The sequence below is a fragment of the Micromonospora alfalfae genome, assembly GCF_022230925.1.
In the GTDB taxonomy this organism is placed as follows: domain Bacteria; phylum Actinomycetota; class Actinomycetes; order Mycobacteriales; family Micromonosporaceae; genus Micromonospora; species Micromonospora alfalfae.
Genome location: NZ_JAKKFH010000004.1, coordinates 258,673 through 280,072 on the forward strand (window position 1 = coordinate 258,673; position 21,400 = coordinate 280,072).

Annotated in this window: 32 protein-coding genes; 30 read left to right on the forward strand and 2 right to left on the reverse strand. The window is 69.5% G+C overall.

Features of this window, described 5'->3' with window-relative positions; all coding sequences use genetic code 11:
- Window positions 1–50: 50 nt before the first annotated feature.
- The 25 genes from MED01_RS03480 (at window position 51) to MED01_RS03595 (ending at window position 14,640) form a co-directional block, all read left to right on the forward strand.
- A complete protein-coding gene (locus MED01_RS03480; protein WP_238667092.1) occupies window positions 51–329 on the forward strand; it encodes a hypothetical protein in 279 nt (92 codons plus the stop codon).
- Entirely contained in the window at window positions 326–532 is a 207-nt protein-coding gene (locus MED01_RS03485; protein ID WP_238667093.1) for a hypothetical protein, read from the forward strand. Before MED01_RS03480 ends, MED01_RS03485 begins: the two co-directional genes overlap by 4 nt.
- Window positions 529–1,167: a hypothetical protein gene (locus MED01_RS03490; protein ID WP_238667094.1), complete on the forward strand. Its 639-nt coding sequence runs from the start codon at window positions 529–531 to the stop codon at window positions 1,165–1,167. Before MED01_RS03485 ends, MED01_RS03490 begins: the two co-directional genes overlap by 4 nt.
- Window positions 1,167–1,730: a hypothetical protein gene (locus MED01_RS03495; RefSeq protein WP_238667095.1), complete on the forward strand. Its 564-nt coding sequence runs from the start codon at window positions 1,167–1,169 to the stop codon at window positions 1,728–1,730. The genes MED01_RS03490 and MED01_RS03495 overlap by 1 nt, the downstream gene beginning before the upstream one ends.
- Window positions 1,727–2,599 (forward strand): deazapurine DNA modification protein DpdA family protein, encoded by an 873-nt coding sequence (locus MED01_RS03500; protein WP_238667096.1) that lies wholly within the window; start codon window positions 1,727–1,729, stop codon window positions 2,597–2,599. Before MED01_RS03495 ends, MED01_RS03500 begins: the two co-directional genes overlap by 4 nt.
- A 53-nt stretch (window positions 2,600–2,652) precedes the next feature.
- Window positions 2,653–2,916 (forward strand): hypothetical protein, encoded by a 264-nt coding sequence (locus tag MED01_RS03505; RefSeq protein WP_238667097.1) that lies wholly within the window; start codon window positions 2,653–2,655, stop codon window positions 2,914–2,916.
- On the forward strand, window positions 2,913–3,914 hold the full coding sequence (locus MED01_RS03510; protein ID WP_238667098.1) for a tyrosine-type recombinase/integrase: 1,002 nt from the start codon (window positions 2,913–2,915) through the stop codon (window positions 3,912–3,914). The genes MED01_RS03505 and MED01_RS03510 overlap by 4 nt, the downstream gene beginning before the upstream one ends.
- Window positions 3,914–4,201 carry a hypothetical protein gene (locus MED01_RS03515; RefSeq protein WP_238667099.1) on the forward strand — a complete coding sequence of 96 codons (288 nt, stop codon included), beginning with the start codon at window positions 3,914–3,916 and terminating at the stop codon, window positions 4,199–4,201. Before MED01_RS03510 ends, MED01_RS03515 begins: the two co-directional genes overlap by 1 nt.
- A 44-nt stretch (window positions 4,202–4,245) precedes the next feature.
- On the forward strand, window positions 4,246–4,464 hold the full coding sequence (locus tag MED01_RS03520) for a hypothetical protein (protein ID WP_238667100.1): 219 nt from the start codon (window positions 4,246–4,248) through the stop codon (window positions 4,462–4,464).
- Window positions 4,465–4,571: 107 nt separating this feature from the next.
- On the forward strand, window positions 4,572–5,201 hold the full coding sequence (locus MED01_RS03525; RefSeq protein WP_238667101.1) for a DUF7341 domain-containing protein: 630 nt from the start codon (window positions 4,572–4,574) through the stop codon (window positions 5,199–5,201).
- A complete protein-coding gene (locus MED01_RS03530) occupies window positions 5,198–5,593 on the forward strand; it encodes a hypothetical protein (RefSeq protein WP_238667102.1) in 396 nt (131 codons plus the stop codon). Before MED01_RS03525 ends, MED01_RS03530 begins: the two co-directional genes overlap by 4 nt.
- A gap of 26 nt (window positions 5,594–5,619) precedes the next feature.
- Entirely contained in the window at window positions 5,620–6,084 is a 465-nt protein-coding gene (locus tag MED01_RS36290; protein WP_372493564.1) for an HNH endonuclease, read from the forward strand.
- A 332-nt stretch (window positions 6,085–6,416) separates the two neighbouring features.
- Window positions 6,417–6,812, forward strand: a complete 396-nt coding sequence (locus tag MED01_RS03535; RefSeq protein WP_238667103.1) for a bifunctional DNA primase/polymerase — start codon at window positions 6,417–6,419, stop codon at window positions 6,810–6,812.
- A gap of 10 nt (window positions 6,813–6,822) precedes the next feature.
- A complete protein-coding gene (locus MED01_RS03540) occupies window positions 6,823–7,128 on the forward strand; it encodes a hypothetical protein (RefSeq protein ID WP_238667104.1) in 306 nt (101 codons plus the stop codon).
- Window positions 7,129–7,162: 34 nt separating this feature from the next.
- On the forward strand, window positions 7,163–8,599 hold the full coding sequence (locus MED01_RS03545) for a terminase large subunit domain-containing protein (RefSeq protein WP_238667105.1): 1,437 nt from the start codon (window positions 7,163–7,165) through the stop codon (window positions 8,597–8,599).
- Window positions 8,599–10,032, forward strand: a complete 1,434-nt coding sequence (locus tag MED01_RS03550) for a phage portal protein (RefSeq protein ID WP_238667106.1) — start codon at window positions 8,599–8,601, stop codon at window positions 10,030–10,032. The genes MED01_RS03545 and MED01_RS03550 overlap by 1 nt, the downstream gene beginning before the upstream one ends.
- Entirely contained in the window at window positions 10,016–10,729 is a 714-nt protein-coding gene (locus MED01_RS03555) for a VG15 protein (protein WP_238667107.1), read from the forward strand. Before MED01_RS03550 ends, MED01_RS03555 begins: the two co-directional genes overlap by 17 nt.
- Before the next feature lie 66 nt (window positions 10,730–10,795).
- Window positions 10,796–11,323 (forward strand): hypothetical protein, encoded by a 528-nt coding sequence (locus MED01_RS03560; protein WP_238667108.1) that lies wholly within the window; start codon window positions 10,796–10,798, stop codon window positions 11,321–11,323.
- Between the two features lie 12 nt (window positions 11,324–11,335).
- The gene (locus MED01_RS03565) at window positions 11,336–12,232 is read left to right on the forward strand and encodes a phage major capsid protein (protein ID WP_238667109.1); all 897 of its coding nucleotides are present in this window, start codon (window positions 11,336–11,338) and stop codon (window positions 12,230–12,232) included.
- A 14-nt stretch (window positions 12,233–12,246) separates the two neighbouring features.
- Window positions 12,247–12,414 carry a hypothetical protein gene (locus MED01_RS03570; RefSeq protein ID WP_238667110.1) on the forward strand — a complete coding sequence of 56 codons (168 nt, stop codon included), beginning with the start codon at window positions 12,247–12,249 and terminating at the stop codon, window positions 12,412–12,414.
- Window positions 12,415–12,431: 17 nt separating this feature from the next.
- A complete protein-coding gene (locus tag MED01_RS03575) occupies window positions 12,432–12,905 on the forward strand; it encodes a hypothetical protein (protein WP_238667111.1) in 474 nt (157 codons plus the stop codon).
- Window positions 12,902–13,249, forward strand: coding sequence for a head-tail adaptor protein (locus MED01_RS03580; protein ID WP_238667112.1), 348 nt, complete (start codon window positions 12,902–12,904; stop codon window positions 13,247–13,249). The genes MED01_RS03575 and MED01_RS03580 overlap by 4 nt, the downstream gene beginning before the upstream one ends.
- A 2-nt stretch (window positions 13,250–13,251) precedes the next feature.
- Entirely contained in the window at window positions 13,252–13,551 is a 300-nt protein-coding gene (locus MED01_RS03585; protein WP_238667113.1) for a hypothetical protein, read from the forward strand.
- Window positions 13,551–14,006 (forward strand): hypothetical protein, encoded by a 456-nt coding sequence (locus tag MED01_RS03590; protein ID WP_238667114.1) that lies wholly within the window; start codon window positions 13,551–13,553, stop codon window positions 14,004–14,006. Before MED01_RS03585 ends, MED01_RS03590 begins: the two co-directional genes overlap by 1 nt.
- 67 nt (window positions 14,007–14,073) lie before the next feature.
- A complete protein-coding gene (locus MED01_RS03595) occupies window positions 14,074–14,640 on the forward strand; it encodes a phage tail tube protein (protein WP_238667115.1) in 567 nt (188 codons plus the stop codon).
- A gap of 3 nt (window positions 14,641–14,643) precedes the next feature.
- Here MED01_RS03595 and MED01_RS03600 read toward each other — a convergent pair whose 3' ends face one another.
- Complete coding sequence (locus MED01_RS03600) at window positions 14,644–14,787, reverse strand: hypothetical protein (RefSeq protein WP_238667116.1); 144 nt, start codon at window positions 14,785–14,787, stop codon at window positions 14,644–14,646.
- 115 nt (window positions 14,788–14,902) lie between these two features.
- Here MED01_RS03600 and MED01_RS03605 point away from each other — a divergent pair, with 115 nt between their 5' ends.
- From MED01_RS03605 to MED01_RS03620, 4 genes are read left to right on the forward strand one after another with little or no spacing between them, the layout of a single operon-like run.
- The gene (locus MED01_RS03605) at window positions 14,903–15,190 is read left to right on the forward strand and encodes a hypothetical protein (protein ID WP_238667117.1); all 288 of its coding nucleotides are present in this window, start codon (window positions 14,903–14,905) and stop codon (window positions 15,188–15,190) included.
- Window positions 15,183–15,563, forward strand: coding sequence for a hypothetical protein (locus MED01_RS03610; RefSeq protein WP_238667118.1), 381 nt, complete (start codon window positions 15,183–15,185; stop codon window positions 15,561–15,563). The genes MED01_RS03605 and MED01_RS03610 overlap by 8 nt, the downstream gene beginning before the upstream one ends.
- Window positions 15,564–15,571: 8 nt before the next feature.
- A complete protein-coding gene (locus tag MED01_RS03615) occupies window positions 15,572–15,844 on the forward strand; it encodes a hypothetical protein (RefSeq protein WP_238667119.1) in 273 nt (90 codons plus the stop codon).
- A 1-nt stretch (window position 15,845) separates the two neighbouring features.
- Complete coding sequence (locus tag MED01_RS03620; RefSeq protein WP_238667120.1) at window positions 15,846–17,726, forward strand: hypothetical protein; 1,881 nt, start codon at window positions 15,846–15,848, stop codon at window positions 17,724–17,726.
- Here the strand turns inward: MED01_RS03620 and MED01_RS03625 are convergent.
- On the reverse strand, window positions 17,723–18,169 hold the full coding sequence (locus MED01_RS03625; RefSeq protein WP_238667121.1) for a hypothetical protein: 447 nt from the start codon (window positions 18,167–18,169) through the stop codon (window positions 17,723–17,725). The two genes, MED01_RS03620 and MED01_RS03625, sit on opposite strands and share 4 nt — an antisense overlap.
- A 51-nt stretch (window positions 18,170–18,220) precedes the next feature.
- Between MED01_RS03625 and MED01_RS03630 the strand changes: the two genes are divergently transcribed.
- Window positions 18,221–21,385 (forward strand): SGNH/GDSL hydrolase family protein, encoded by a 3,165-nt coding sequence (locus MED01_RS03630; RefSeq protein ID WP_238667122.1) that lies wholly within the window; start codon window positions 18,221–18,223, stop codon window positions 21,383–21,385.
- The last annotated feature ends 15 nt before the right edge of the window (window positions 21,386–21,400 follow it).

Genomic DNA, 21,400 nt, shown 5'->3' on the forward strand with positions numbered 1-21,400 from the left:
CTCGACCGCCTCGCCCGCCCGCTCACCAACCGCACCCGACAGGAGAAGCCATGACCCAGCCCCACGAGCCGCGCGTCTGCGACGCCCTCTGCCGAGACATCGAACGCGAGCGCGACCAGCTTGCCGCCACCCGGTTTACCGATGCCGCACTCGTGCGCCAAGCCACCGAGGCCGACATCGCCCGCCAGGTGCTGATCCTTGCCGAGGACCCGAAGATCCTCGGCATGTGGGCCGACACCTGTCAGCCCCGCCCGGTCACCGTCGCTGACCACTTCCGCGCCCTGGCCGCGAAGCTTTCCCGCCCGACCCCCGCCGAGGTGAAGCCGTGAAGACCCGACCCCGCGACATCTGCCCGGCCTGCCGCCTGCCCCGCCGGCTCCGCAAGGACGGACGCATCGAACGCCACAAGAAGCCCCGCCCATCCGACAGCGGCTGGAACTGGCGCGCCACACAGGTCCCCGGCGACTGCCCCGGCACCGGCGAGCGCCCGCTGACCCTGACTCCCGCCAAGAGCACCGAGGTGAAGCCGTGACCGCCCCCAAGGTGCTCGGCCTCGACCTGTCACTCACCTGCACCGGTGTCGCCGGCAACGGCTGGACCGACACCATCGAGCCCGTCAAGCGCCGCGCCGACTTCCGCGACCGCAAGGACCCGATCCGCGACGCCCAGCTGCGCACCGCCTACAACCACGGACGGCTCAACGCCATCCGCGAGCGCCTCGCCGACTTCGTCTTCGGCGCCGACCTGATCGTCATCGAAGGCATCGCCTACGCCGCCAAGGACACCGAACGGCAGATCGCCGGCCTCAACTGGATGGCCCGCCAGTGGCTGTGGAACTGGGGCTTCCCGTACGCCGTCGTCCCGCCGTACACCCTCAAGCACTTCGTGACCGGCATCGGCGACGCCGACAAGGACCTGGTCACCAAGTTCATCGCCGACTGGTTCCCGTGGTTCGACGGCGGTCACGACGAAGCCGACGCCGCCGGTCTCATGGCCATGGGCTACGCGCACCTCGGCATGCCGCTCGGCCCGATGCTCGACCACCAGGTGACCGCGCTGAGCAAGGCGCAGTGGCCCGACGTGGCCCGGCCGGTGGTGGCCCCGTTCAGCCCGTCCGCCGGTGTCGGCGCCCACACCGGCAACCTGCCCGGAGAGGACGCCGCCTGATGCGCACCAAAACCGCCACCCTCGCCACCGCCTACATCGCCACCATCGTCGCCGCCAACTGGGCGGTCACCCACATCACCGCTCTGCCGCTCGGCTACGGCGTGGTCATCCCTGCAGGCGTGTGGTTCGTCGCCATCACCCTCACCATCCGCGACCAGCTGCACGACCGCCTGGGCTACTGGTTGACCGGCGGCCTCGTCGTCGTCGGCGCACTCCTGTCCTGGCCGCTGTCCAGCCCCGGAGTCGCCCGCGCCGCCGTGTTCGCCTTCATCGCCTCGCAGCTCCTGGTCGACCAGAGCCTGTACGCCTGGCTCAGGAAGCGGTTCCCGGACGCCCGCTGGGTGGCCATCGCCGGATCGAACGGCGGCGGCATCATCGCCGACTCGATCGTGTTCATCTACTTCGCGCAGGAAGCGCTCCGCCAGTTCGGCCTCGACCCCAGCAAGGCGCTCGTCGGCCAGATCATCGGCAAGCTCGCCGTCACCCTCGTGGTCGCCTACATCATCAAGCGCCGCGACGCCCGCCGCCCGGCCCTTCAGCCCGCCACGGCGGTGGCGGCATGAAGACCTGGTACCTCGGCATCCACATGCCCAGCTGGTTGGCCAACGAACGCCTCGCCGACGTCCCCGTGTTCATCAGCCGCCGCACCTTCATGGACCGCCGCACCGGCCGCTACCGCAAGACCTTTCCCCGCGCCGTCGGCCGGTACGCCGTCGACTCCGGTGGCTTCACCGAGCTGAAGGACTTCGGGAAGTGGACCATCAGCGCCGACGAGTACATCGAGTTCCTGGAGCGGTTGCAGGAGGAGACCGGCCCGTACGACTTCGCGGCCCCCCGTGACCGCATGTGCGAGCCGGCCGTCATCACCGGGGGCACCTTCGCCGGCCTCCACTTCGTCGGCACGGGACTCACCCTTGAGCAGCACCTGGAGCTGACCGCCGAGGACGGCGTCGACATGCGCCAGCGGGCGCCACACCTGCGCACCATGCTCGTGCTCCAGGGTTGGCGGAAGAAGGACTACCACCGCTGCTGGGACCTGTACGAGCAGGCCGGCATCGACCTCACCAAAGAGCCCGTCGTCGGCATCGGGTCCGTCTGCCGTCGGCAGCACATGGACGAAGCCGCCGACATCCTCGACAGCCTCTGGGATCGGGGCCTGCGGAACATGCACGGCTTCGGCTTCAAGATCACCGGCCTGCGCACCTGCTGGGAGCAGTTGGCCACAGCCGACTCCATGTCGTGGAGCAAAGACGGCCGGCACACCCCCGGCTGCCAGCACCCGCCCTACGCCCGGGGCAAAGAGCCGAAGAACGAGGCGAACTGCCTTCGCTTCGCCCTGGAGTGGCGCAACCGCAACATCGCCCCGCCGACCCGCCCGCGCGAGCGGCAGCTCACGTTCGACTTCGCCACCCCCCTCGACCTAGCCGCATGAGTGCCACCAAAAGCCGTGTTCTGCCCCTACCGATCGATCAAGGAGGAATTGAGATGGGCGATCCCGTTTTCGAGGATGTCCACGCCGCTTACCGAAGGGCGGATCGCGCCCGGCAGCCCAAGAACCTCAGCGAGGCAGAGATCCGGGCTGCGGCTCGACGCGACTTCGCAAGGGAGGTTCGCGCGCTCCTGAATTTCTGGGAGCCCGTCGCTCGCGAGGCCCTGCCCTCCGAAGAGGATCGCGGCGTCTACGACAGCGAGGTGCAAGCGATGGTCGACATGCTGGAGCGCTATGAGATGAAGGCGCGCAAGCCGTGACCGTTCTCGCCGCCGTGCCGCAGCCGGGCGACCACCACGCCCGGCTGCTGGCCGCGTTCCTCGACGGCCTCCGCAGCCCACTCACCGCCGACACCTACCGCCGCGACATCACCCACTGGCTCACCTGGACCGCCCAACGCGGCATCGACCCGCTCACCGCCTGGCCCGCCGACATCAAACGCTGGCAAACCTGGCTGAGCGAGCACGGCGGCCGACACGGCACCGGAGAAGCCGGCACCAGCCGCGCCCGCCGCCTCGGAGCCGTCAGCAGCTACTACCAGTTCCTCATCGAACACCGCATGGCCGAACGCAACCCCGCCGACCTCACCCGAAACTCACGCCCCGTCCGCGCACCCCGCAAAGCCGCCGCCCTCTCCGACGAACACACCGGCCAACTCCTCCGCCAAGCCGACCTCGACACCGAACGGGCCGCCGCCATCGTGTGGCTGCTACTCAACACCGGCATCCGCGTCGGCGAAATGCTCGCCGCCGACCTGACCGACCTCGGCGTCGACCGAGGCCACACCGTGCTGCACATCCACGGCAAGGGCGGCAAAGGCCGCACCGTGGTGCTCACCGCCGAGGTGAAGCAACGCCTCGACGCCTACCAGGCAACCCGCACCGACCGCGTCGGCACCGTCGTGCTGGTCGGGCAAGCCGGGGTGACACCCGCCCGGCCGCTCATCGCCACCAGCAGCGGCAAGCAGCTCACCCGCAAAGCCGTGCGGCTGCTCCTGATCCGCCTCGCCAAAGCCGCGAAGCTGCCGCCCGAGGTTGTCGCCCGCATCCACCCGCACATCACCCGCGCCACCTACATCACCGCCTCACTGGCGGACGGGGTGTCCATCTACGACGTCGCCCAGGACGCCGGGCACGCCTCCACGGACACCACGCGGGGCTACGACCGCTCCCACTACGACCCGACCCGCTCCGCCGCGTACCGGCTCGCCGGCCGGTGGAGCCGCCACGTCACCACCGACGAGAGGAGCGACGCCTGATGGGCGACATGCAGCGCTACCGCGACATCAAGGCCAAGGCCACCGAGGACGACCCGACCGCCAAGCTCCGCGCCCAACTGGTCATCGCGTTCGACCAGGCGCTCGCCGAGTCGATCCGGCTGGAGCGGCAGGGCAAGCCCGGCAAGGTGCGGGCCCTCGGCTTCACCGAGACCGCCGACCTGCTCGACGAGGTCACCCCCGCCACGGAACCGGTCTGCCTCCAGTGCCGGCCGGCCCCGGTGACGTTCCGCTGCCGCGAGCTTGGCCACACCATCCGCCCGAACTGACCACCACCGCGCCGCGCTGAGCGGCCCAACGGAAGGACAACACCATGAGCCCCGAAGAGCACCACGCCGAAGCCCTGCGGTGGCTGGCCATCGCCGAAACGGCATACGCCAACATCTCGCACGAAGGCACCCTGCCCGTCGTTGGCGCTGCCGCCATCGCGCAGGTTCACGCCGCCCTCGCTGACTACACCCCACCCGTTGAGATCGTTCCGTACCTCGCACTCCGGAAGTCCCAGCGCGGACCCAAGCCGCAGGGCTTGTAAACGCCGGTGGCCCTCCCAGGACCGCAAGCCCGGGAGGGCCACCACCAGCACCCCGTAGGGCGCCCGCATCACACCGGCCAGCCTACAGATCCGGGGGGACCACTGAGATGGACCGCGACACCACCATCACCGCCATCACCGGGCTCGCCGAGCAACTCTGCGACCCGCACCACCACGTCGAACGCGTCCGCTACTGGGACAAGAACCGCAACGAGAAGCACCGCGAGTGGCGCACCACCCAACCCGGACTCCTCCAACAGCTCCACGACGCCGCTGTGGAGCCCGTACAGGCCACCGCAGACACCGGACCGCGCCCAACACCGGGTAGCCGCCCACCGCTCGCCCTGGAAGCTCTCAGCACCCACGCGGCCATCTGCACCCACGTCCACCACTGGTGCTGGTCCCTCAACCTCAACCCCCGCAACACCGTCGAAGGCAACCTCCGCGCCCTCATCGGCGCAACCGGGCAACTCGACGACGACGACCTCACCCTCCTCGCCGTCGAACTCCGCACCTGGCACCGATGGGCCAGCGTCGCCACCGGGTGGACCGCGCCCCTGTTCGCACCCCACGTCCCCTGCCCCGCCTGCCACACCACCGGGCAGTTGCGGGTCAACCTCACCGCCCAAGCCGCCCACTGCCGGGCCTGCCAAGCCACCTGGGCATCCGACGACGGGTCGATCTACCACCTCGGGGCGTACATTCAGGCCCACACCAGCAGGAAGGCAGCAGCATGAGCGACCTGATGCACTGGCACGGCCAGCCCAGCGCCCTCGCCGAACCGCCCGCCTGCTGCCAGCACGTGTTCAGCAAGGCCGAAGACCGCGCCGTACGTGAAGCCGTGCACGACACCGAGGCCCACGAACTCGATGAACGGCGACGGTTCATCCTCGCCGCCCTCGCCAACATCGAGGCGTACCGCGACGGCATGGCCACGGTCCTCACACCCGAGCAGATGGAACTCGCCGCCCGCGTGTCCGGCCACTGCGCCGACCTGGTACGTAAGTCGGCGTGCACCTGCCCCGACATCGAGGTGTCGACCCTCGGTGAGGGTGAAGGAGCCCGGTTCGTGAAGGGGCTCGACGCCCGATGCGGCCTGCACGGCGCGCTGGCCAGCGCGCCGGCTTGACGTGTAGGCCCACTACCTACGAAGATATGACCTACCAGAACTGTCTTCGAAGCCCCGCACGGTTGACCACTCAGGTCCCGGCGGGGCTTCGTCGTACCCGAGGGGCGGGGAACGCGGGCAGGCCGCTGTGGTGGCCGGCCTGCCCGCACCGCACGGAGGTAGGCGTGGCACGACCGGGCCGCAACACCACCATCCGAGACAGGCACCGCGCCACCATCGCCAAGGGCCAACCACCATGCGCACTCTGCGGCGAGGACATCGACTACACGCTGCCCTACCTCGACCCAGGTGAGTACGTCGTCGACCACATCGTGCCTCGCAACCGAGGTGGCAGCGATGCGCTGAGCAACAAACAAGCAGCTCACAGACGATGTAACAGGGCCAAGAGTGACCGCACTGACGGTGGACCGATCATGCGTCGCTCAGGCAGCCTCACCCGCACCCAGGGGAAGGTCCCCCACCCCCGACCCCTCCCGCACTTCCCGGCTTAGGCGGGATCTCTCTCCGGGCTTTTTCCACGCGGGGCCGGCGGGTTGCTGTGGTGGCCGTGGAGGCGCGTTCAGGCGTCCTGGTGGTGTTGGTGCACCCTCGTTCGGCAGGGGCGATCTGAGCGGGTTGAAGACTTGACCGCTCGGCATCATTGCAGGTCAGGGCGTTGTTTCGTTACAATGGACTTGTGCGAATCACCTGTGGACACTGCGGCGCGGACTTCACGGCGTCCCGCACAGGTCGGACGCCGCGCTACTGCTCCACGCGATGCCGAGTGGCCGCCCACCGGGCACGCCCTCGGATCCCGGTTGAGCTGACGAGTCGTGCCCGGTGGGTGCGGCACCATCGGAAGCGGCCGATCACCGTGGAGGGCCAGGCGGCGTCGAGCACCAACTCGGCGACCTGGGCGACGTACTCGGCGGTGCTTCGATCGAAGGTCGGTCACGGAATCGGGTTCGTGCTTGGCGACGGGATCGCCTGCCTCGACCTGGATCACTGCCTGGTCGACGGGAAGCCGGACGATCGGGCGCGTGAGGTTCTTGCCCGGGTTCCGGGCGCGTACGTGGAGGTCAGCCCATCGGGCGACGGCCTGCATGTGTGGGGCTTGGCGGCGGAGCAGCCGGGCAGGCGGCGGGGCGGCATCGAGTCGTATTCGGTGGGCCGCTACATCACCGTCACTGGCGATGTTTTTCGGGCTGGCCGACTGGCCGACCTGAGCGAGTTCTTCTGAGGAGGTGACCATGGCTGGCCCTCGTAAAGCTCTGCGCGTGGTCGCACCCGGTGAGGGTGCCCCGGCGCCGGTGAAGCCGAAGACGGTCACCGAGGCGGCGGACAAGGGCACCACCCGCGAGCTGCTGGTCGCGATGCGTTCCCGGATCGCGAAGGCGGTCGAGGATCCGAACACCCCGGCCCGTGACCTGGCCGCGTTGACGAAGCGGCTGACTGAGGTGGTGCGCGACATCGAGGCGATCGACGCTCGGGAGGGTCAGGAGGCGGAGCGTGGCGGTCCGGTCTCCGACGAAGCGTTCGACGCGGCGGCTATCTGAGGTAACCCGCCACCTGGTTTTGCCGACCGGTGTGGTGTCGACCGGCTGGCCGGCGGTCCGGGAGAAGTGCCGCGAGTTCGGGGACGTGTTCGACGAGTGGCAGGAGGGCGCCGGTAGGGCGATCCTCGGCAAACGCGCTGATGGGATCTACGCGGCCACGATCGGCGGGGTGGTGCTGAGCATCCCTCGGCAGGTGGCGAAGACGTTCCTGGTGGGTCGGATCATCTTCGCCCTGTGTGTGCTGTTTCCCGGCTTCAAGGTGATTTGGACGGCGCATCGGACGCGGACGGCGACGAACACGTTCAAGGCGTTGCAGGGCTTCGCCCGTCGCAAGAAGGTCGCGCCGTACATCGACTACATCCGGACGGCGAACGGTGAGCAGGAGATCGGGTTCCGCAACGGGTCCGTGATCATGTTCGGTGCGCGGGAGCAGGGCTTCGGCCGTGGCTTCGATGAGGTCGACGTCGAGGTGTTCGACGAGGCGCAGATCCTGACGGAGAAGGCCCTCGAGGACATGGTCGCGGCGACGAACCAGTCGCGGCACCCGCACGGCGCGTTGTTGTTCTACATGGGCACCCCGCCGCGGCCGATCGACCCGGGTGAGGCGTTCTCGGCGAAGCGGGCGAAGGCTCTGTCGGGCGAGTCCGGCGACATGGTGTACATCGAGTGCTCAGCGGATGAGGACGCGGACCCGGACGACCGGGAGCAGTGGGAGAAGGCGAACCCGTCGTTCCCGCTGCGGACGCCGCTGGTGTCGATGCTGCGGCTGCGGGAGAACCTGTCCTCGGATGAGGCGTGGCTGCGCGAGGCCCTCGGCATCTGGGACGCCGCCAAGGGCTCTGGGGTGATCCCGGCGCCGTCGTGGCGGGATCAGGCCGATGAGCTGTCGATCGCCGTGGACCGTTTCGCACTGGGTGTGGAGTGCGGCCCGGATCTGGCGTGGGCGTCGGTGGCGTTGGCTGGTCAGCGTGCTGACGGTGGTTGGCATTTTGAGCTGGAAGACGACCAGCACACCCGCGGTCGGGGTGTGGCGTGGCTGGTGCCGCACATTGAGGCGGTGGTGGCGGCGAATCCGCAGATCCGCGCGGTGGTGGTCGATGTGGCGGGGCCGATCGCCGCTCTGTTGGAGCAGCGCAACGGCCGGTGGTACTTCAAGGGCAGCCGCATCGAGGTGACCCCGGTGAAGGTGGCCGAGTTGGGTGCCGGCTGTTCGCGGGTGCTCGACGGGATCGTGACGGGCTGGTTGTGGCACATCGGGCAGCCGCAGTTCACTTCGGCTGCGCTGCCGGCGGGCAAGCGGCCACTGGGGGATACGGGCATGTGGGTGTGGTCGCGGAAGACGGCCGAGTCGGACATCACCCCGGTCCAGGCAGGAACTCTGGCGCTGATCGGCGCCCAGCAGACGAAGGTTCGCCGTCCCGGTCGGGCCGGTGCGGAGCGCACGGGTAGGCGGAGGGCGGTGGTGCTGTGATGGACATGGTCACTCTGCCGGGCATCTCCGATGACGACCACCGCACCCTCAACCTGCTGTTGAAGCAGTTGGACGCCAAGCGTGAGCGCAACAAGCTGCGCCAGGCGTACTACGACATGAAGCGGGTTACCCGGCTGGTCGGGTCGGTGATCCCGCCGCAGTACTGGGGTCTGGGCATCGTGCTCGGATGGTCGGGCAAGGCGGTGGATGTGCTGTCCCGCCGGACCAACCTCGATGGGTTCGTGTGGCCGGACGGGAAGCTCGACGACATCGGGTTTCGCGAGGTGTGGGAGGACAACAACCTGGGCTCGGAGGTGTCGCAGGCTGGCATCTCGTCGCTGATCCACTCGACGGCGTTCGTGGTGAACACCCGCGGCGGACCGGACGAGCCGAAGGCGCTGATCCACTTCCGGGACGCGTTGAACGCGACCGGCGAGTGGAATGCTCGCACCCGCCGACTGGACAACCTGCTGTCCATCAACGCCCGCGGTGACGACGACCAGGTGACAGCGCTGGCCCTGTACCTCGACGGGCGGACCATCGTCGCGGAGAAGGATGCGTCGGACTGGTCGGTGGACGTGCAGGAACACCCGTGGGGTGTGCCAGCCGAGCCGCTGCCGTACAAGCCGCGCCTCGGCCGCCCGTTCGGATCTTCCCGGATCAGCCGCGAGGTGATGAACCTCCAGGACCAGGCCGTCCGGGCGCTGATCCGGCTGGAGGCGCACAGCGACATCTACGCCATCCCGGACCTGTGGCTGTTTGGTGCCGACGAGTCCATTTTCAAGAACGCTGACGGGACGACGAAGGCCGCGTGGCAGGTCGTGATGGGCCGCTTCAAGGGTGTCCCGGACGACGACGACGCGCAGAACCCGCGCGCCGAGGCGAAGCAGTTTCCCGCGTCGTCGCCGGAGCCGCACCTGGCAGCGCTGAACGCCTACGCGAAGATGTTCGCCCGGTCGACCAGCCTGCCGGACACGGCGGTGGCGATCACCGACATGGCGAACCCCACCTCGGCGGAGGCGTACGACGCGTCGCAGCACGAGCTGATCGCCGAGGCGGAAGGCGCGACGGACGACTGGGCGCCGTACCTGCGCCGGGCGACGATCCGGGCGCTGGCCATGCAGAACGGGATCAGCGCCACCGCCATTCCGCCGGAGTGGAAGATGATCGACACGAAGTGGCGTGACCCGCGGTATCTGTCGCGGGCGGCGCAGGCGGACGCGGGCACCAAGCAGTTGCAGGCGGTGCCGTGGCTGGCCGAGACCGAGGTCGGGTTGGAGCTGCTTGGCTTGGATGAGCAGCAGATCACTCGGGCGTGGGCGGACCGGCGACGGGCGCAGGCGCAGCAGCGTACGACGATGCTCGCTGCGGCGGCTCAGGCCGCCCGTCAGGCACCACCGGCGGCGGAGGGTGCTGGTGGCGACGCCGGCTGACGTGGCCGCGTTCCGGGCGACTCAGACCGACGTGGTGACCCTCGCCCTCGCGGAGTTGGCCGACTGGTGGGAGCAGCTGCTCGCACTGCTGACGGGCGACGTGCCAGTGGCGGAGATCGAGGCGTTTACCGCCGACCTGGTGGCCGTATACGGGGACACCGCGGCGTTGAACGCCGTGGACTGGTACGACGAACTGCGCGACCAGGCCGCCGTGCGCGGGCGCTACCGAGCTCGGATGGCCGAACCTTCTCCCCGGGGGCAGGCGGCGGCGGTGGCCCGGTGGGCAGTCGGCCCGCTGTTCGGCGCGCAACCGGATCCGGACAAGGCGCTGGAGCACCTGTCCGGCGGCGTGCAGCGCATGGTGTTGCAGCCAGCGCGGGAGACGATCGCGGACAGCGTCGACCAGGACCCGGCGGACGCCCGGTGGGCGCGGGTCCCGACAGGGTCCACGACGTGCGCGTTCTGCCGACTGCTGGCGTCGCGCGGTGCCGTGTACCACTCCGAGGAAACCGCCGGTGGGCTGGCGTCTAGTTACCACGGCACGTGCGACTGCGTCGCCACCCCGATCTGGCCGGGTGAGCAGGAGCCGTACGACGTGGACCGGTACTTCGAGGAGTACAGCGCGGCGCGGGCGAAGGCCGGCGGCGACCCGAACGCGATCCTCGCCCAGATGCGCAAGGACCTGGGCATCCGATGACTTCCCGCCGAGGGCGGGGTTACGCCGACGCGCGGCGGTCAACGCGCGGACAAGTGAGGAACAGGCATGACGGAGCAGCAGGGCGCGCAGAACGGCGGACAGCAGCAAGGCGGGGAGACGCCACCCGAGCCGAAGCCCTTCACCCCGATCACGTCCCAGGACGACCTGAACCGCGTCATTGCGGACCGGGTCCAGCGGGAGCGGGGCAAGTTCGCCGACTACAACGACCTGAAGGCGAAGGCCGGCCGGCTCGACGAGATCGAGCAGGCCAACAAGTCGGAGATCGAGAAGGCCAACGACCGGGTCGCCAAGGCTGAGGCTGAGGCGGCGAAGGTCCCGAGCCTGGTTGCCGGCCAGTTGCGCGAGCACCTGGTGAAGCTTCACGAGATCTCCGCCGAGGACGCCGAGTTGTTCCTCACCGCGACCGACCCCGAGTTGCTGCTCAAGCAGGTGGATCGCCTGGTTGACCGCGGCTCGCAGCGCAAGAAGACCGGCAACCACGTGCCCCGCGAGGGCGCAAACCCCACTTCGTCCGGCGGCACCGACATGCGGTCGTTCACGAACGACCTGTTCGGCCGGGCGCTTCAGGAGTAAGGAAGATCATCCATGGCAACGTTCGCGACTGGATCGCTCACGATCCCTAAGCAGAAGCTCGCCCCGTGGCTCGGCAAGATCCAGAACGGGTCCGCCGTCGCCGCCCTTTCCGCGTCCACCCCGATGGTGTACGGCGAGGGTGAGACGTGGACGTTCAGCATCGGGGAGGCCGAGTACGTCGCTGAGGGCGCCCAGAAGGGGCAGTCGACCATCACGCCGACCGTCAAGACGGTCAAGCCCTTCAAGTTCCACAAGACGCTCCGGTTCAACGAGGAAGTCCTGTGGGCCGACGAGGACCACCGCATGGGCGTCGTCGACCAGATCCTCGACGAGATCCAGCCAGCGCTGTCCCGCGCCCTGGACTACGGGGTGTTCCACGAGATCAACCCCACCGGCGGTGCGGTCGTGACCGCGATGAACGGCGGGCTTACGGACACGGCGAACCTCGTCGAGTACGTCGCCGCCGACAAGCCGTACGTGAGTCTCGACGCGGCCGACGCGCTCGTCCTCGCCGACGGCTACAACCCCCGCGACGCCGCACTGGCCCCCACCTACGCGTCGAAGTTCTCGGCGCTGCGAGGTGCCACCTCCGAGCAGAAGCTCTACCCGAACCTGCGGTTCGGCACGGAGGTCTCCGAGCTCGACGGTCACCGCGCTGCGGTCTCGAACACCGTCAGCGGCGCCGGTGTCATCGCGGTCGACACGAAGGTGCTCGGCTTCGTCGGCGACTTCGGCGCCATCCGCTGGGGCATCCAGAAGTCGATCGGCCTGGAGATCATCCGCTACGGCGACCCGGACGGCGCGGGCGACCTGAAGCGCAACAACCAGGTCGCGTTCCGTGCTGAGGTCGTCTACGGCTGGGGCATCGCGGACCTGAACGCCTTCGCCAAGATCCACGACCTGGTCTGAGGGGGACTGACCTGATGAAGCGGTACACGCACATCGTCAGCGGCGCTCGCGTGGAGGTCCGTGACGACAAGGTCATGGACTCGTCGTGGAAACCCGAGACGGGTTCCGACTCCAGCAACAGCGACGAGGCGGCAACGCCGGCCGGGAAGAGGCGGGCTAGCACCGCCCGCGCAGCGAAGTGACCGGGAGGGGGTGACCCGTGGCTGAGATCATCCAGGTGACCGACCTGCCCGCCGCGTTGCAGCAGGCGGAGCTGGTCGACGCGATGGTGGCCGGCGCGAACGCGAAGGCGTCACGGGTCGCCCCCTGCCTGGCATCCACCGACCCCGTACCCACCGAGGACCAGCTCGCGGAGGCGAAGCTTGTCCTGCTGGGCGCGGTGAAGCGATGGGCTGAGGCCGGGGCGGGCGCGTTCCAGCAGCAGACCGCCGGCCCGTACTCGGTCACGACGGACACCCGGCAGCGGTCGGGGTTCAACCTGTGGCCGAGTGAGATCGAGGCTCTGCAGGCGCTGTGTCGCACCTCGGGGCCGTCGGCGTTCACGGTCGATACCGCGCCGGGTTGCGGGAGCATCCACTCGATCATCTGCTCGCTCAACTTCGGGGCGTTGTACTGCTCGTGCGGGGCGGATCTGACCGGCGCGGGCCCGCTGTATGAGCTGGTGGACCCGTGACGATCACGTTCCCGTACGGGGAGACTGTGACGGTGCTGCGCGCCGGCCTGGTCGATGACGGGTACGGCAATCAGGTCCGTGATTGGTCGGCGGCGACGTCGACCCCGTACGCGGGGTGCGCGGTCGCGCAGAACGGCCGCGACGAGAGCCTCACCGGTGACCGGAATGCCATCGCTTCCGACCTGATCGTGTTCATGCCGTCTGGTGCCGGCGTGCTGGCCACTGACCGGCTGGAGATCCGGGGTCGGTCGTATGAGGTGGTCGGGGAGCCGTTCGCCTGGACGAGCCCGTTCAGCGGGTTGCCGTTCGGGACGGTCGTGTACTGCAACCGGGTGGAGGGGTAGCCGTGAGCATCAAGGTGACCCGGGTGAAGCTGAATCGCCGCGGCATGCGCGAGTTGCTGCGCTCTGAGGCCGTGCAGGGGGTGCTCGGTCGCAAGGCGTCGGCGGTGGCCGCCGAGGTCGAGGCGGCGGGCATCCGGGTGGACGGCGTTCCTGGTCGGATCGCGCTGCCGGTGACGGTTGACGTCGGAGCGGGCACGGAACGGGCACGGGCCACCGTGACCCTCGATCACCCGTCCGGCCTGGCGGTGGAAGCGAAGCACGGCATCCTCACCAGCTCGATCGACGCGGCCCGGAACGCCTGATGGACGCCGTCGCGCTGTTCCCGGACGCCGAACTGGTCGCGGTGACGTGGCTGCGGGCGCGCCTGGCCGAGCGGTCCGAGCCTTACGCGTCGGGTGTGACCGTTGGCACGAAGCTGGCCCCGGGCTCGACGCCGAGCAAGTACATACGGCTGCGCCGTCTCGGCGGCGTGCAGTTGCACGAGGTGGCTGACTCGCCGCGGTTGCAGGCGCAGGTGTGGTTTCAGCCTGGTGCCGTGACGGATGAGAAGAACCGCCAGGATCTGGCCCAGTTGGTGTGGGCGCTGCTGCGCGGCATTCGCGGCCAGGACGTGACGGTGCCGGGGTGGCCGCGCCCGGTGACCTGCTACCGGGTGGCCACGTTCGCCGGCCCAACACCGGTGCCGGATCCGGCCGACAGCACCCGGACGATCACCCAGCTCACCGTCGAGATCGGAATGCGCGGCCGACCCGCGTAACCCACGTCGCGCCCGCGACCAGTACCCGGCGACCGCCGGGCCCTCACCATGCACAGGAGGCAGACCCATGGCGGTCGACATTGACCTGATCAGGGCGTACACCGACGGGCTCGTCGCCACCACGGCGGCCGGCGACACCAGCGTCACCGCGCCCACCACCGCAACCGCCCCCCTGTCGGCGGATTTCTTCGAGGTCGGGGCGATCACCAGCGACGGACTCACCGAGAGCACCTCGCAGGACCGCACCGACGTGTTCATCTGGCAGCGCAACGCCTTGGTTCGCCGGATCCCCGGCCAGTACACCAAGACGTTCCAGTTCGCGGCGGCTGAGACGTCGCTGTTCAACCTGGGGTTGCAGTACCCGGGCAGCACGATCACGCAGAGCGCGTCGGGCGCGTCGGTAGCGGAGAAGCCCCCGACCACGGACATCCGGCCGTTCGTCCTGCACGGCATGGACGGTGCCACCCGGGCGCAGCGGGTGTATCTGCCGAAGGCGGAGATCACCGAGCGCGGCGACGTGGTGTGGTCGTCGGAGGGCATCACGTTCTACGAGTGGACGCTGACGGCGTACCTCGACGAAACCGGTGTGGTGGCGTACCGCTACTACCTCGACCCGGACATGGCTACCCCGTAGCGGCTACTGCCCCTCGGCGGCGAGCAGCCCGAGCAGCGTCTGCCCGAGGCAGCACAGCGTGGGCAGCACCACGAACAGAACCAGCAGCCAGAGCAGGATGCGTCCGCATCCGCTGCGCTGCTGCACGTAGATCGGCTGCTGTGACATCCGGTCATCATGCCGGGCCCGCGCAAGTAGCCCCCTGATCGCACCGGCGGGCCCGTCAGCGGGCGCGGGGCCCGCCGGTGCTCAAGCCCGCACGCCCGCAGGAAAGGGGCCGACCGTGGACCCCACCGAAGGGCACAAGCGGTTCGCCGCTGACGCCCGCGCAATGCACACCGCCCTCGTTGCCGAGGGCTTCACCGACGACCAGGCGGTGACGCTGCTGTGCCAGCTCATCGCCAACGACCAGGCTGCCAATCGCCGTCGACCGGATCCCGCTGCGCGGTCCCGGATGGTCGAGAAACTGCTGGCTGAGAAGCCGTCGGCCGCCCGCAGTCCGGCAGACGACCGTGCCGCTGACCTGTGGAACCCGCCCGCCCCCGACCTTGGAGCGCCCGCCCATGACTGACGTTTTCGACCTCGACGCGTACGTCGCCGAGCACCGCAAGACCCCGTACCCCTTCCGCTACGGCGGACAGGACTTCGAGCTGCCCCACGCCCAGGACACCGACTGGCGGGTGATGGAAGCCGCCGACCAGGGCGACGTCCCCGCAATCCAGACCCTGTTCCGTCGGGGCCTCGGCCCCGAGCAGTGGGAGCGATTCGACAAGCTGCCGCAGCCGGCCGGCGCGATGGGTGAACTGTTCCGCCGCTGGCAGGCGCACTCCGGGACGAAGCCGGGGGAATCGCCGGCCTCGCCCAGCTCATCCGGGAGCACGGCGGGGCCGTCGACGCGTCGCTCCGCCGCTACTACCCGGGGATCTCGCTCCGCCAAGTCGTAACCGGCGAGTTGACCCGGCGGGAGCTGTTGGTCCTGGTCCGGCACCTCCCGCCGGACTCACCGCTCGGCATCGCCCTGCACGGTGAGGCTGGCCGGTGGTCGACCACTGACCACCTGCTGGCCAGCACGGTGGAGCTGCTCGCCGGGGCGAACTGGCAGCGCGGTGGCGGCAAAGGCTCCAAGCCGAAACCGCTGCCACGCCCGGATGCGCGGGCGGAGAAGCGGCGCCGCGAGTACGTGGGCCGCCTGCAACGACTCGGGCTGATCAAGGCAGGGGGGTGACATGGCCACTGAGGCTGGTACCGCGTATGTGGCGCTCATCCCTTCAGCCAGGGGGTTCGCGCGTGCCCTGAAGAAGGACATCGCGAAGGAGTTCGCGGGTAGCCGGCTGGACAAGATGATCGGGGATGCGCTGGCTGGCACCTCGGTCAGCGTGCCCGTCAAACCGGAGTTCGATCCAGGCGATGTGCCTGACAAGGTGCCGGTCCGCCCCGGCCGGGAGCCGACGCTGCCGGTGCGGTTGGACCCGCTGACGAAGGCGTTGCAGGACGATGTCCGGCGGGAACTCGGCGCGTTGACCCGCGAAGCGGTGAAGATCGACGTGGGGGCGGACACCGACGACCTCCGGGCCGACGTGTCCGCCGCTATCACCGCGGTGGAAACCAGCCTGTCCGCTGAGGTGTCCACCGAGCCCGCCGGCCGGGCCGAGTACGAGCGTCAACTACGCGCCCAGGTGGCCGAGGTGTCCCGCACCGTCCGCGCCCGCATCGAGGCGGACGTGGACGTCGATAAGCCGCTGCGTGACGGCAGGATCAACGCCGCCGGTGAGACGGTCGGCCGCTCTTTGGCCAGTAGCGTCATCTCCAGCATGGCCGGCGGCATCTCCACCCTCGCTGGCCCGGCCGTGTTCATCGGTCTGGTCGCCGCCGCCGCGCTCGCTGCCCCACTGATCGCCGCCACGTTGGCTGGTGGCGTCCTCGCCGGGCTCGGCGGCGGCGTCATCGCTCTTGGCATCGTCGCTCTCGCTGACGACCCGCGGCTGAAGGCGGCAGGCAGCAAGCTGTCAACGACGATCAAGGACACGTTGGCGAAGGCCGCTGGCCCGCTGTTGGGTACGGAGCAGGCCCCGGGTCCGCTGCTGCGGGCCATGGAGACCTTGCAGAAGCTGGTCGTGGAGATCGGCCCCAGTCTGGAGAAGATGTTCGCGTCGATCGGCCCGTACATTCCCGGGCTGGCGGAGGGTTTCGCGGAGTTCGTGCGTGCTGTGATGCCGGGCCTGCTCGCGGCCGTGCAAGCCGCTGGCCCGATCATCGAGGTCATCGCCCTGAACCTGGGTCCGCTGGGGCAGGCGCTGGGTCAGTTCCTGACGGCGATGGCGTTGCTGGCCCCGGCTGCCGCTGACGCACTGAACGTGATCTTCTTCCTGATCAATCAGGTGATCGGGAAGGCTTCGGCCCTGATCTACGGCCTGGGTGCCGCGTTCGGTGGGCTGTTCCAGTGGGTGAAGGATCTCCGGGGAGCCATCGCCGATGGGTGGGCTCACATCGTGCAGATCTTTACCGGCGGGAACGCCACGGTGAAGCAGCGGATCGAGGCGCTGATCGGGGCGGCGATCCGACTGTTCACCGGGCTGTGGGACAAGCTGACCGGTGGTGCGCGGCGCGCGCTTGACAGTGTGGCCGGCGCGTTCGGAGGGTTGCGGGGGCGGATCACCTCGGCTGTCGGGAACCTCGGCAGCCTGCTTTATAACGCGGGCCGCAACCTGATCAACGGTCTGATCAACGGTATTCGGTCGGCGTTCGGTGCTTTGGAGTCGACGCTGAGCTGGGTGACGTCCCGTATCCCGGATTGGAAGGGTCCGCCGGACAAGGACCGCAGGCTGTTGGAGCCGGCCGGGTCGGCGATCATGGGTGGTCTGATCCGGGGCATCCGTGGCGAGGTGCCGTCTCTGCGGTCGGAGCTGGGCGGGGTGACCGCCCTGGTGGCTGGGACTCCGCTGGCCGCCACCGTGGCGGGTGGGTACGGCCTGTCGGCCTCCGCCCCGACGCCGGGTGTGCCGGCGCTGGCGTTCGTTGGCGGCGCGGAGGACTCGTTCATGCGGTGGGTGCGCGACAACATCCGCATCTACTACGGCGGCGACCCCAACGCGGCGCTGGCGTCCTAGCCGATGGTCAGGTCCAGCAGGTCGGCGATCTCCTGCTCGGTGTAGGGCATCAGCCCGTACTGCGGGAAGTCGATGCCGTACGAGCCTTTGCCGGCGGGCACGACCAGGGTGAACGGCAGCACACAAGCCCCGTCTACGAGCGTTCCGGCACCCAGTGGCACGTAGGCGATGGTGGCCCCGCTCGGGTCGGTAACCACGATCTGCGCGTCCGGGGTGACCGCCGTTCCGTGGCACACGCCGCCGTCGGTGGCGTACTGGACTGCGGGGAGTCGGATGGCCCCGGGGACGGTGTACGTGGATTGCGGGCTGGTGGCCGGGGTCGGCTCGGCCAGCCAGCCTCGGATGGTGCCGACACCGCGCTCGGAGTAGCCGGCGGTGACGGCGGCGAGGGCCAGCGCGATGAGCACGGTTGCTGGGGTCAGCCACAGGCGAAGACGGGTCACCGTGACAGTGTGCGCAGCCCGCGCCACCGCCGGTATCGACGGGAGGCGTAGGTGAGTAGTCCGCTCGGGTTGGACGCGTCGTCGTCCGTCGCGTCGATCGTGGTGATCGGCGACTCGAACAGTGAGGGCACCGGTGCCACGTCGACGTTGTTGCGCTGGCAGTACCTGCTCCAGCAGAAGCTCCGCGCCCGGTTGCAGCCTGGCGGGGTGACCGGGGCTGCGGTGCCGTACATCTCGGCGTCGCCGCGGGTCAGCCCGCCGTACGGGGACTACCCGCGCACGGCGACGGGTGGGGTGACGACGGCCAGTTTCGGGCTGGGCCTGCGCGCTGCCGCGATCGTTTCGACGGACACGGTGACGTTCAGCTTCACCGGCACCCGGGCCAAGTTGTTCGGGACCAAGGGCGCAACGGTCGGCAAGTACTCGATCAAGCTGGACGGCGGGGCGGAGACGGTCGTCGACGGGGCGAATGCGAGCGTCCTCACCGGTCAACTGATCTGGGACTCGGGCACCCTGACCGCTGGCGCGCACAGCGTGGTGGTGGCCCGCGCCGCGTCGACGGTGACCAGCCCTGGCCCGGTGTACCCCGAGGGCCTGATGACCTACAACGGCGACACCAACGCCGGCGTGCGGGTGGTTGACGCCGCCCGGCACGGCAGCACCTTGGCCACGTTCACCGGCTCCAACGCCTGGTGGACGGCGTTGGGTGCGGTGGAGGGCGCGCAGCTGCTCATCATGCCGTGGGGTGCGAACGACTCCACCAGCGGCACGACCGCGTCGGCGTTCAAGATCGCCCTGAACCAGATGATCGCCGACGCCCGATCCGCCGGGTTCACCGGCACGGTGCTGTTGCTGAAGATGCCGAAGCGGGGAACCGCCGACGCCACACTGTGGGCGAACTACATGACCCAGATCGACGCCGTTGACCTCGCCGACGCCAACGTCTTGGCCCTGGATCTGCGGCCGAGCATCCCCGACCAGGGCACCCCGGCCGCGATAGCCGCCGGCCTGTACGCCGACGAAGTCCACTTCTCCAACGCTGGGCATGCGCTCATCGCTGACCTGGTCGCCGCGGCGATCCTGGGTGATGAGCCGTCGGAGGACGGGTTCGAGACGCAGGTGTGGGCGGCGTTCGGGGCGAACCTCGCCGCCGGCCGCAGCTCGTGGTCGTGGACGGACCTGTCGTCGCGGGTGCGCGCGGAGCCGGCCCGGATTCGGGTGGGCCAGTCGGCTGGGGCCCGGCAGGTGTCCCCGAGCAGCGGCACCCTGACCTTGGACAGCCCGGACGGGGCGTTGATTCCCGGCAACCCGCTGTCGGCGTACTACCCGAACGTGGACCGGGGCACCCCGATGTTGCAGCGGATCCGGTGGGCGGGCATCTGGTACGACCGGTTCGCCGGGTACGCCGACCAGTGGCAACCTCAGTTCACCCCGACCACCAGTGGCATGGACTCGTTTGTGCGGGTGACCGCGTCGGGGATCCTGCGCCGCTTGTCGCAGGGGGCGAAGGCCCCCCGGTCGGCACCGGCCCGATACCTCCCGACGACCAGCCCGGTGGCGTACTGGACGTTGGAGGATGGGCAGTCGGTGCGGGAAGGCTCGGCCACGGTTGGCCGGTCGCCGATGTTCCCGTTCACCGGCACCCACCCGTCCGGGGCGGTGCTCACCTTTGCTCGCTGGGGGCGCGGGGAGCTGGCCTCGTGGGTACCGGAAGTGCTGTCCCGATCGGGGAGCGCCGGCCTCACGGCGATCTGGGCGCGGGTGGTGATGCCCGCCGTCCCGGGCCGCTGGGTGGTCGACTTCATGTACCGCTCGGGCACGGACGCCGGTGGCGCCGCGATCGACGTCAACCCCTCGTACCTGGGTGGGGCGCTGGGATGGCCTCAGCTGATGCTCCTGCCTGATGTGCGCGGTGTGGACGTGGCGATGAACGGGGAGCCGGAGGTCACCGGCACCGCCGCCCGTCTGTTCGACGACCAGCCGCACCACATCCGCTGGGACGCCTACCAGGACGGCACGAAGGTGTCCTGGAACGTGTACGTCGACGGCGTGATGGTCAACTTCGGTACGACGTCGGGGAACATGACCCTGCCGTCGATGGACACGCTGGGGTTCACCGCTGATACGCAGGCCGGCGCCGACATGGTGCAGGGCCACATCGCGGTGTGGGTGATCCCGCCGCCGCTGCCGAACGCGGTCAACGCGGCATTCGGCTACGCAGGCGAGACGGCCTCCGCCCGGATCGCCCGGCTGTGCGCGGAGGAAGGCATTCCCGTCACGGTGTTCGCCGGTGCCAGTGAACGGCTCGGCCCACAGGGCACCGCCAGCGTCCTGGAGTTGTTGCAGGACGCCGCTGACGCCGACGAGGGGATCCTCGCTGAGGACGGGTTCGGGCTGGCGTACATCCCGCACGGGGCCCGCTACCGGCAGCCGGTGACGATGACCGTCGACCTGGCCACCTACCGGGTCACCAGCGGCGGGCAGACGGAAGTCCTCGCACCGACGCTCGACGACCAGCGGCTACGGAACCGGTGGACGATCTCCCGGCCGGACGGCATTGAGGCGACCGCCGACAACGTCGCCCACCAGCAGCGGGTCGGCCTGTACGAGGATTCGGCCACCCTGAACGTGGAGACGGACGGGCAGTTGCGCGACCACGCGACGCTGCGCGTGTACCAGGGCACCCTGCCTGGGCTGGCGGAGCAGACGTTCCCCTTGGACCTGGCCGCGAACCGCGACCTGGTTGGGGCGTGGTTGGCGTGCCGGGTCGGGCGGTCGCGGATCGTCCGGTCGAACCCGCCGTTCCCGCACCCACCCGGGGTCATTGACCGGCTGGTGACGGGGTGGTCGGAGACGATCAGCCCGTCGGCGTGGTCGGCGCAGGTGGCGGCGGATCCGGCGGCGGCGTGGGATGTGGCGGTGGTCGACGGCCCACAACGCGTCGCCGCGGACGGTGCCACGTTGTCGTCGTCGGTGACGTCCACGGCCACCACGATGCTGCTGACCAGCACGGCGGCTATGGGCCTGTGGACTGTCCGGGCTGCCGCGTTCCCGTTCGACCTGATGGTGGGCGGGGAGCAGGTCACGGTAACGGCGATCACGGGCGCGTCGAGCCCGCAGACCGCCACCGTCGTCCGTTCTGTCAACGGAATCGTCAAGGCGCATGCGGCGGGGACGCCGGTGCAGGTGGCGGTGCCCGCCGTGGTGGGCCTGTGAGAGGGGAGGTGCCAT

What these genes read in the sequence shown, in the direction of transcription:
- MED01_RS03480 (WP_238667092.1), top strand. Translation starts at nt 51, where the DNA reads ATGACCCAGCCCCACGAGCCGCGCGTCTGCGACGCCCTCTGCCGAGAC.
- MED01_RS03495 (WP_238667095.1), top strand. Translation starts at nt 1,167, where the DNA reads ATGCGCACCAAAACCGCCACCCTCGCCACCGCCTACATCGCCACCATC.
- MED01_RS03500 (WP_238667096.1), top strand. Translation starts at nt 1,727, where the DNA reads ATGAAGACCTGGTACCTCGGCATCCACATGCCCAGCTGGTTGGCCAAC.
- MED01_RS03505 (WP_238667097.1), top strand. Translation starts at nt 2,653, where the DNA reads ATGGGCGATCCCGTTTTCGAGGATGTCCACGCCGCTTACCGAAGGGCG.
- MED01_RS03515 (WP_238667099.1), top strand. Translation starts at nt 3,914, where the DNA reads ATGGGCGACATGCAGCGCTACCGCGACATCAAGGCCAAGGCCACCGAG.
- MED01_RS03520 (WP_238667100.1), top strand. Translation starts at nt 4,246, where the DNA reads ATGAGCCCCGAAGAGCACCACGCCGAAGCCCTGCGGTGGCTGGCCATC.
- MED01_RS03525 (WP_238667101.1), top strand. Translation starts at nt 4,572, where the DNA reads ATGGACCGCGACACCACCATCACCGCCATCACCGGGCTCGCCGAGCAA.
- MED01_RS03530 (WP_238667102.1), top strand. Translation starts at nt 5,198, where the DNA reads ATGAGCGACCTGATGCACTGGCACGGCCAGCCCAGCGCCCTCGCCGAA.
- MED01_RS36290 (WP_372493564.1), top strand. Translation starts at nt 5,620, where the DNA reads ATGACCTACCAGAACTGTCTTCGAAGCCCCGCACGGTTGACCACTCAG.
- MED01_RS03540 (WP_238667104.1), top strand. Translation starts at nt 6,823, where the DNA reads ATGGCTGGCCCTCGTAAAGCTCTGCGCGTGGTCGCACCCGGTGAGGGT.
- MED01_RS03550 (WP_238667106.1), top strand. Translation starts at nt 8,599, where the DNA reads ATGGACATGGTCACTCTGCCGGGCATCTCCGATGACGACCACCGCACC.
- MED01_RS03560 (WP_238667108.1), top strand. Translation starts at nt 10,796, where the DNA reads ATGACGGAGCAGCAGGGCGCGCAGAACGGCGGACAGCAGCAAGGCGGG.
- MED01_RS03565 (WP_238667109.1), top strand. Translation starts at nt 11,336, where the DNA reads ATGGCAACGTTCGCGACTGGATCGCTCACGATCCCTAAGCAGAAGCTC.
- MED01_RS03570 (WP_238667110.1), top strand. Translation starts at nt 12,247, where the DNA reads ATGAAGCGGTACACGCACATCGTCAGCGGCGCTCGCGTGGAGGTCCGT.
- MED01_RS03590 (WP_238667114.1), top strand. Translation starts at nt 13,551, where the DNA reads ATGGACGCCGTCGCGCTGTTCCCGGACGCCGAACTGGTCGCGGTGACG.
- MED01_RS03595 (WP_238667115.1), top strand. Translation starts at nt 14,074, where the DNA reads ATGGCGGTCGACATTGACCTGATCAGGGCGTACACCGACGGGCTCGTC.
- MED01_RS03600 (WP_238667116.1), bottom strand. Translation starts at nt 14,787, where the DNA reads ATGTCACAGCAGCCGATCTACGTGCAGCAGCGCAGCGGATGCGGACGC.
- MED01_RS03610 (WP_238667118.1), top strand. Translation starts at nt 15,183, where the DNA reads ATGACTGACGTTTTCGACCTCGACGCGTACGTCGCCGAGCACCGCAAG.
- MED01_RS03620 (WP_238667120.1), top strand. Translation starts at nt 15,846, where the DNA reads ATGGCCACTGAGGCTGGTACCGCGTATGTGGCGCTCATCCCTTCAGCC.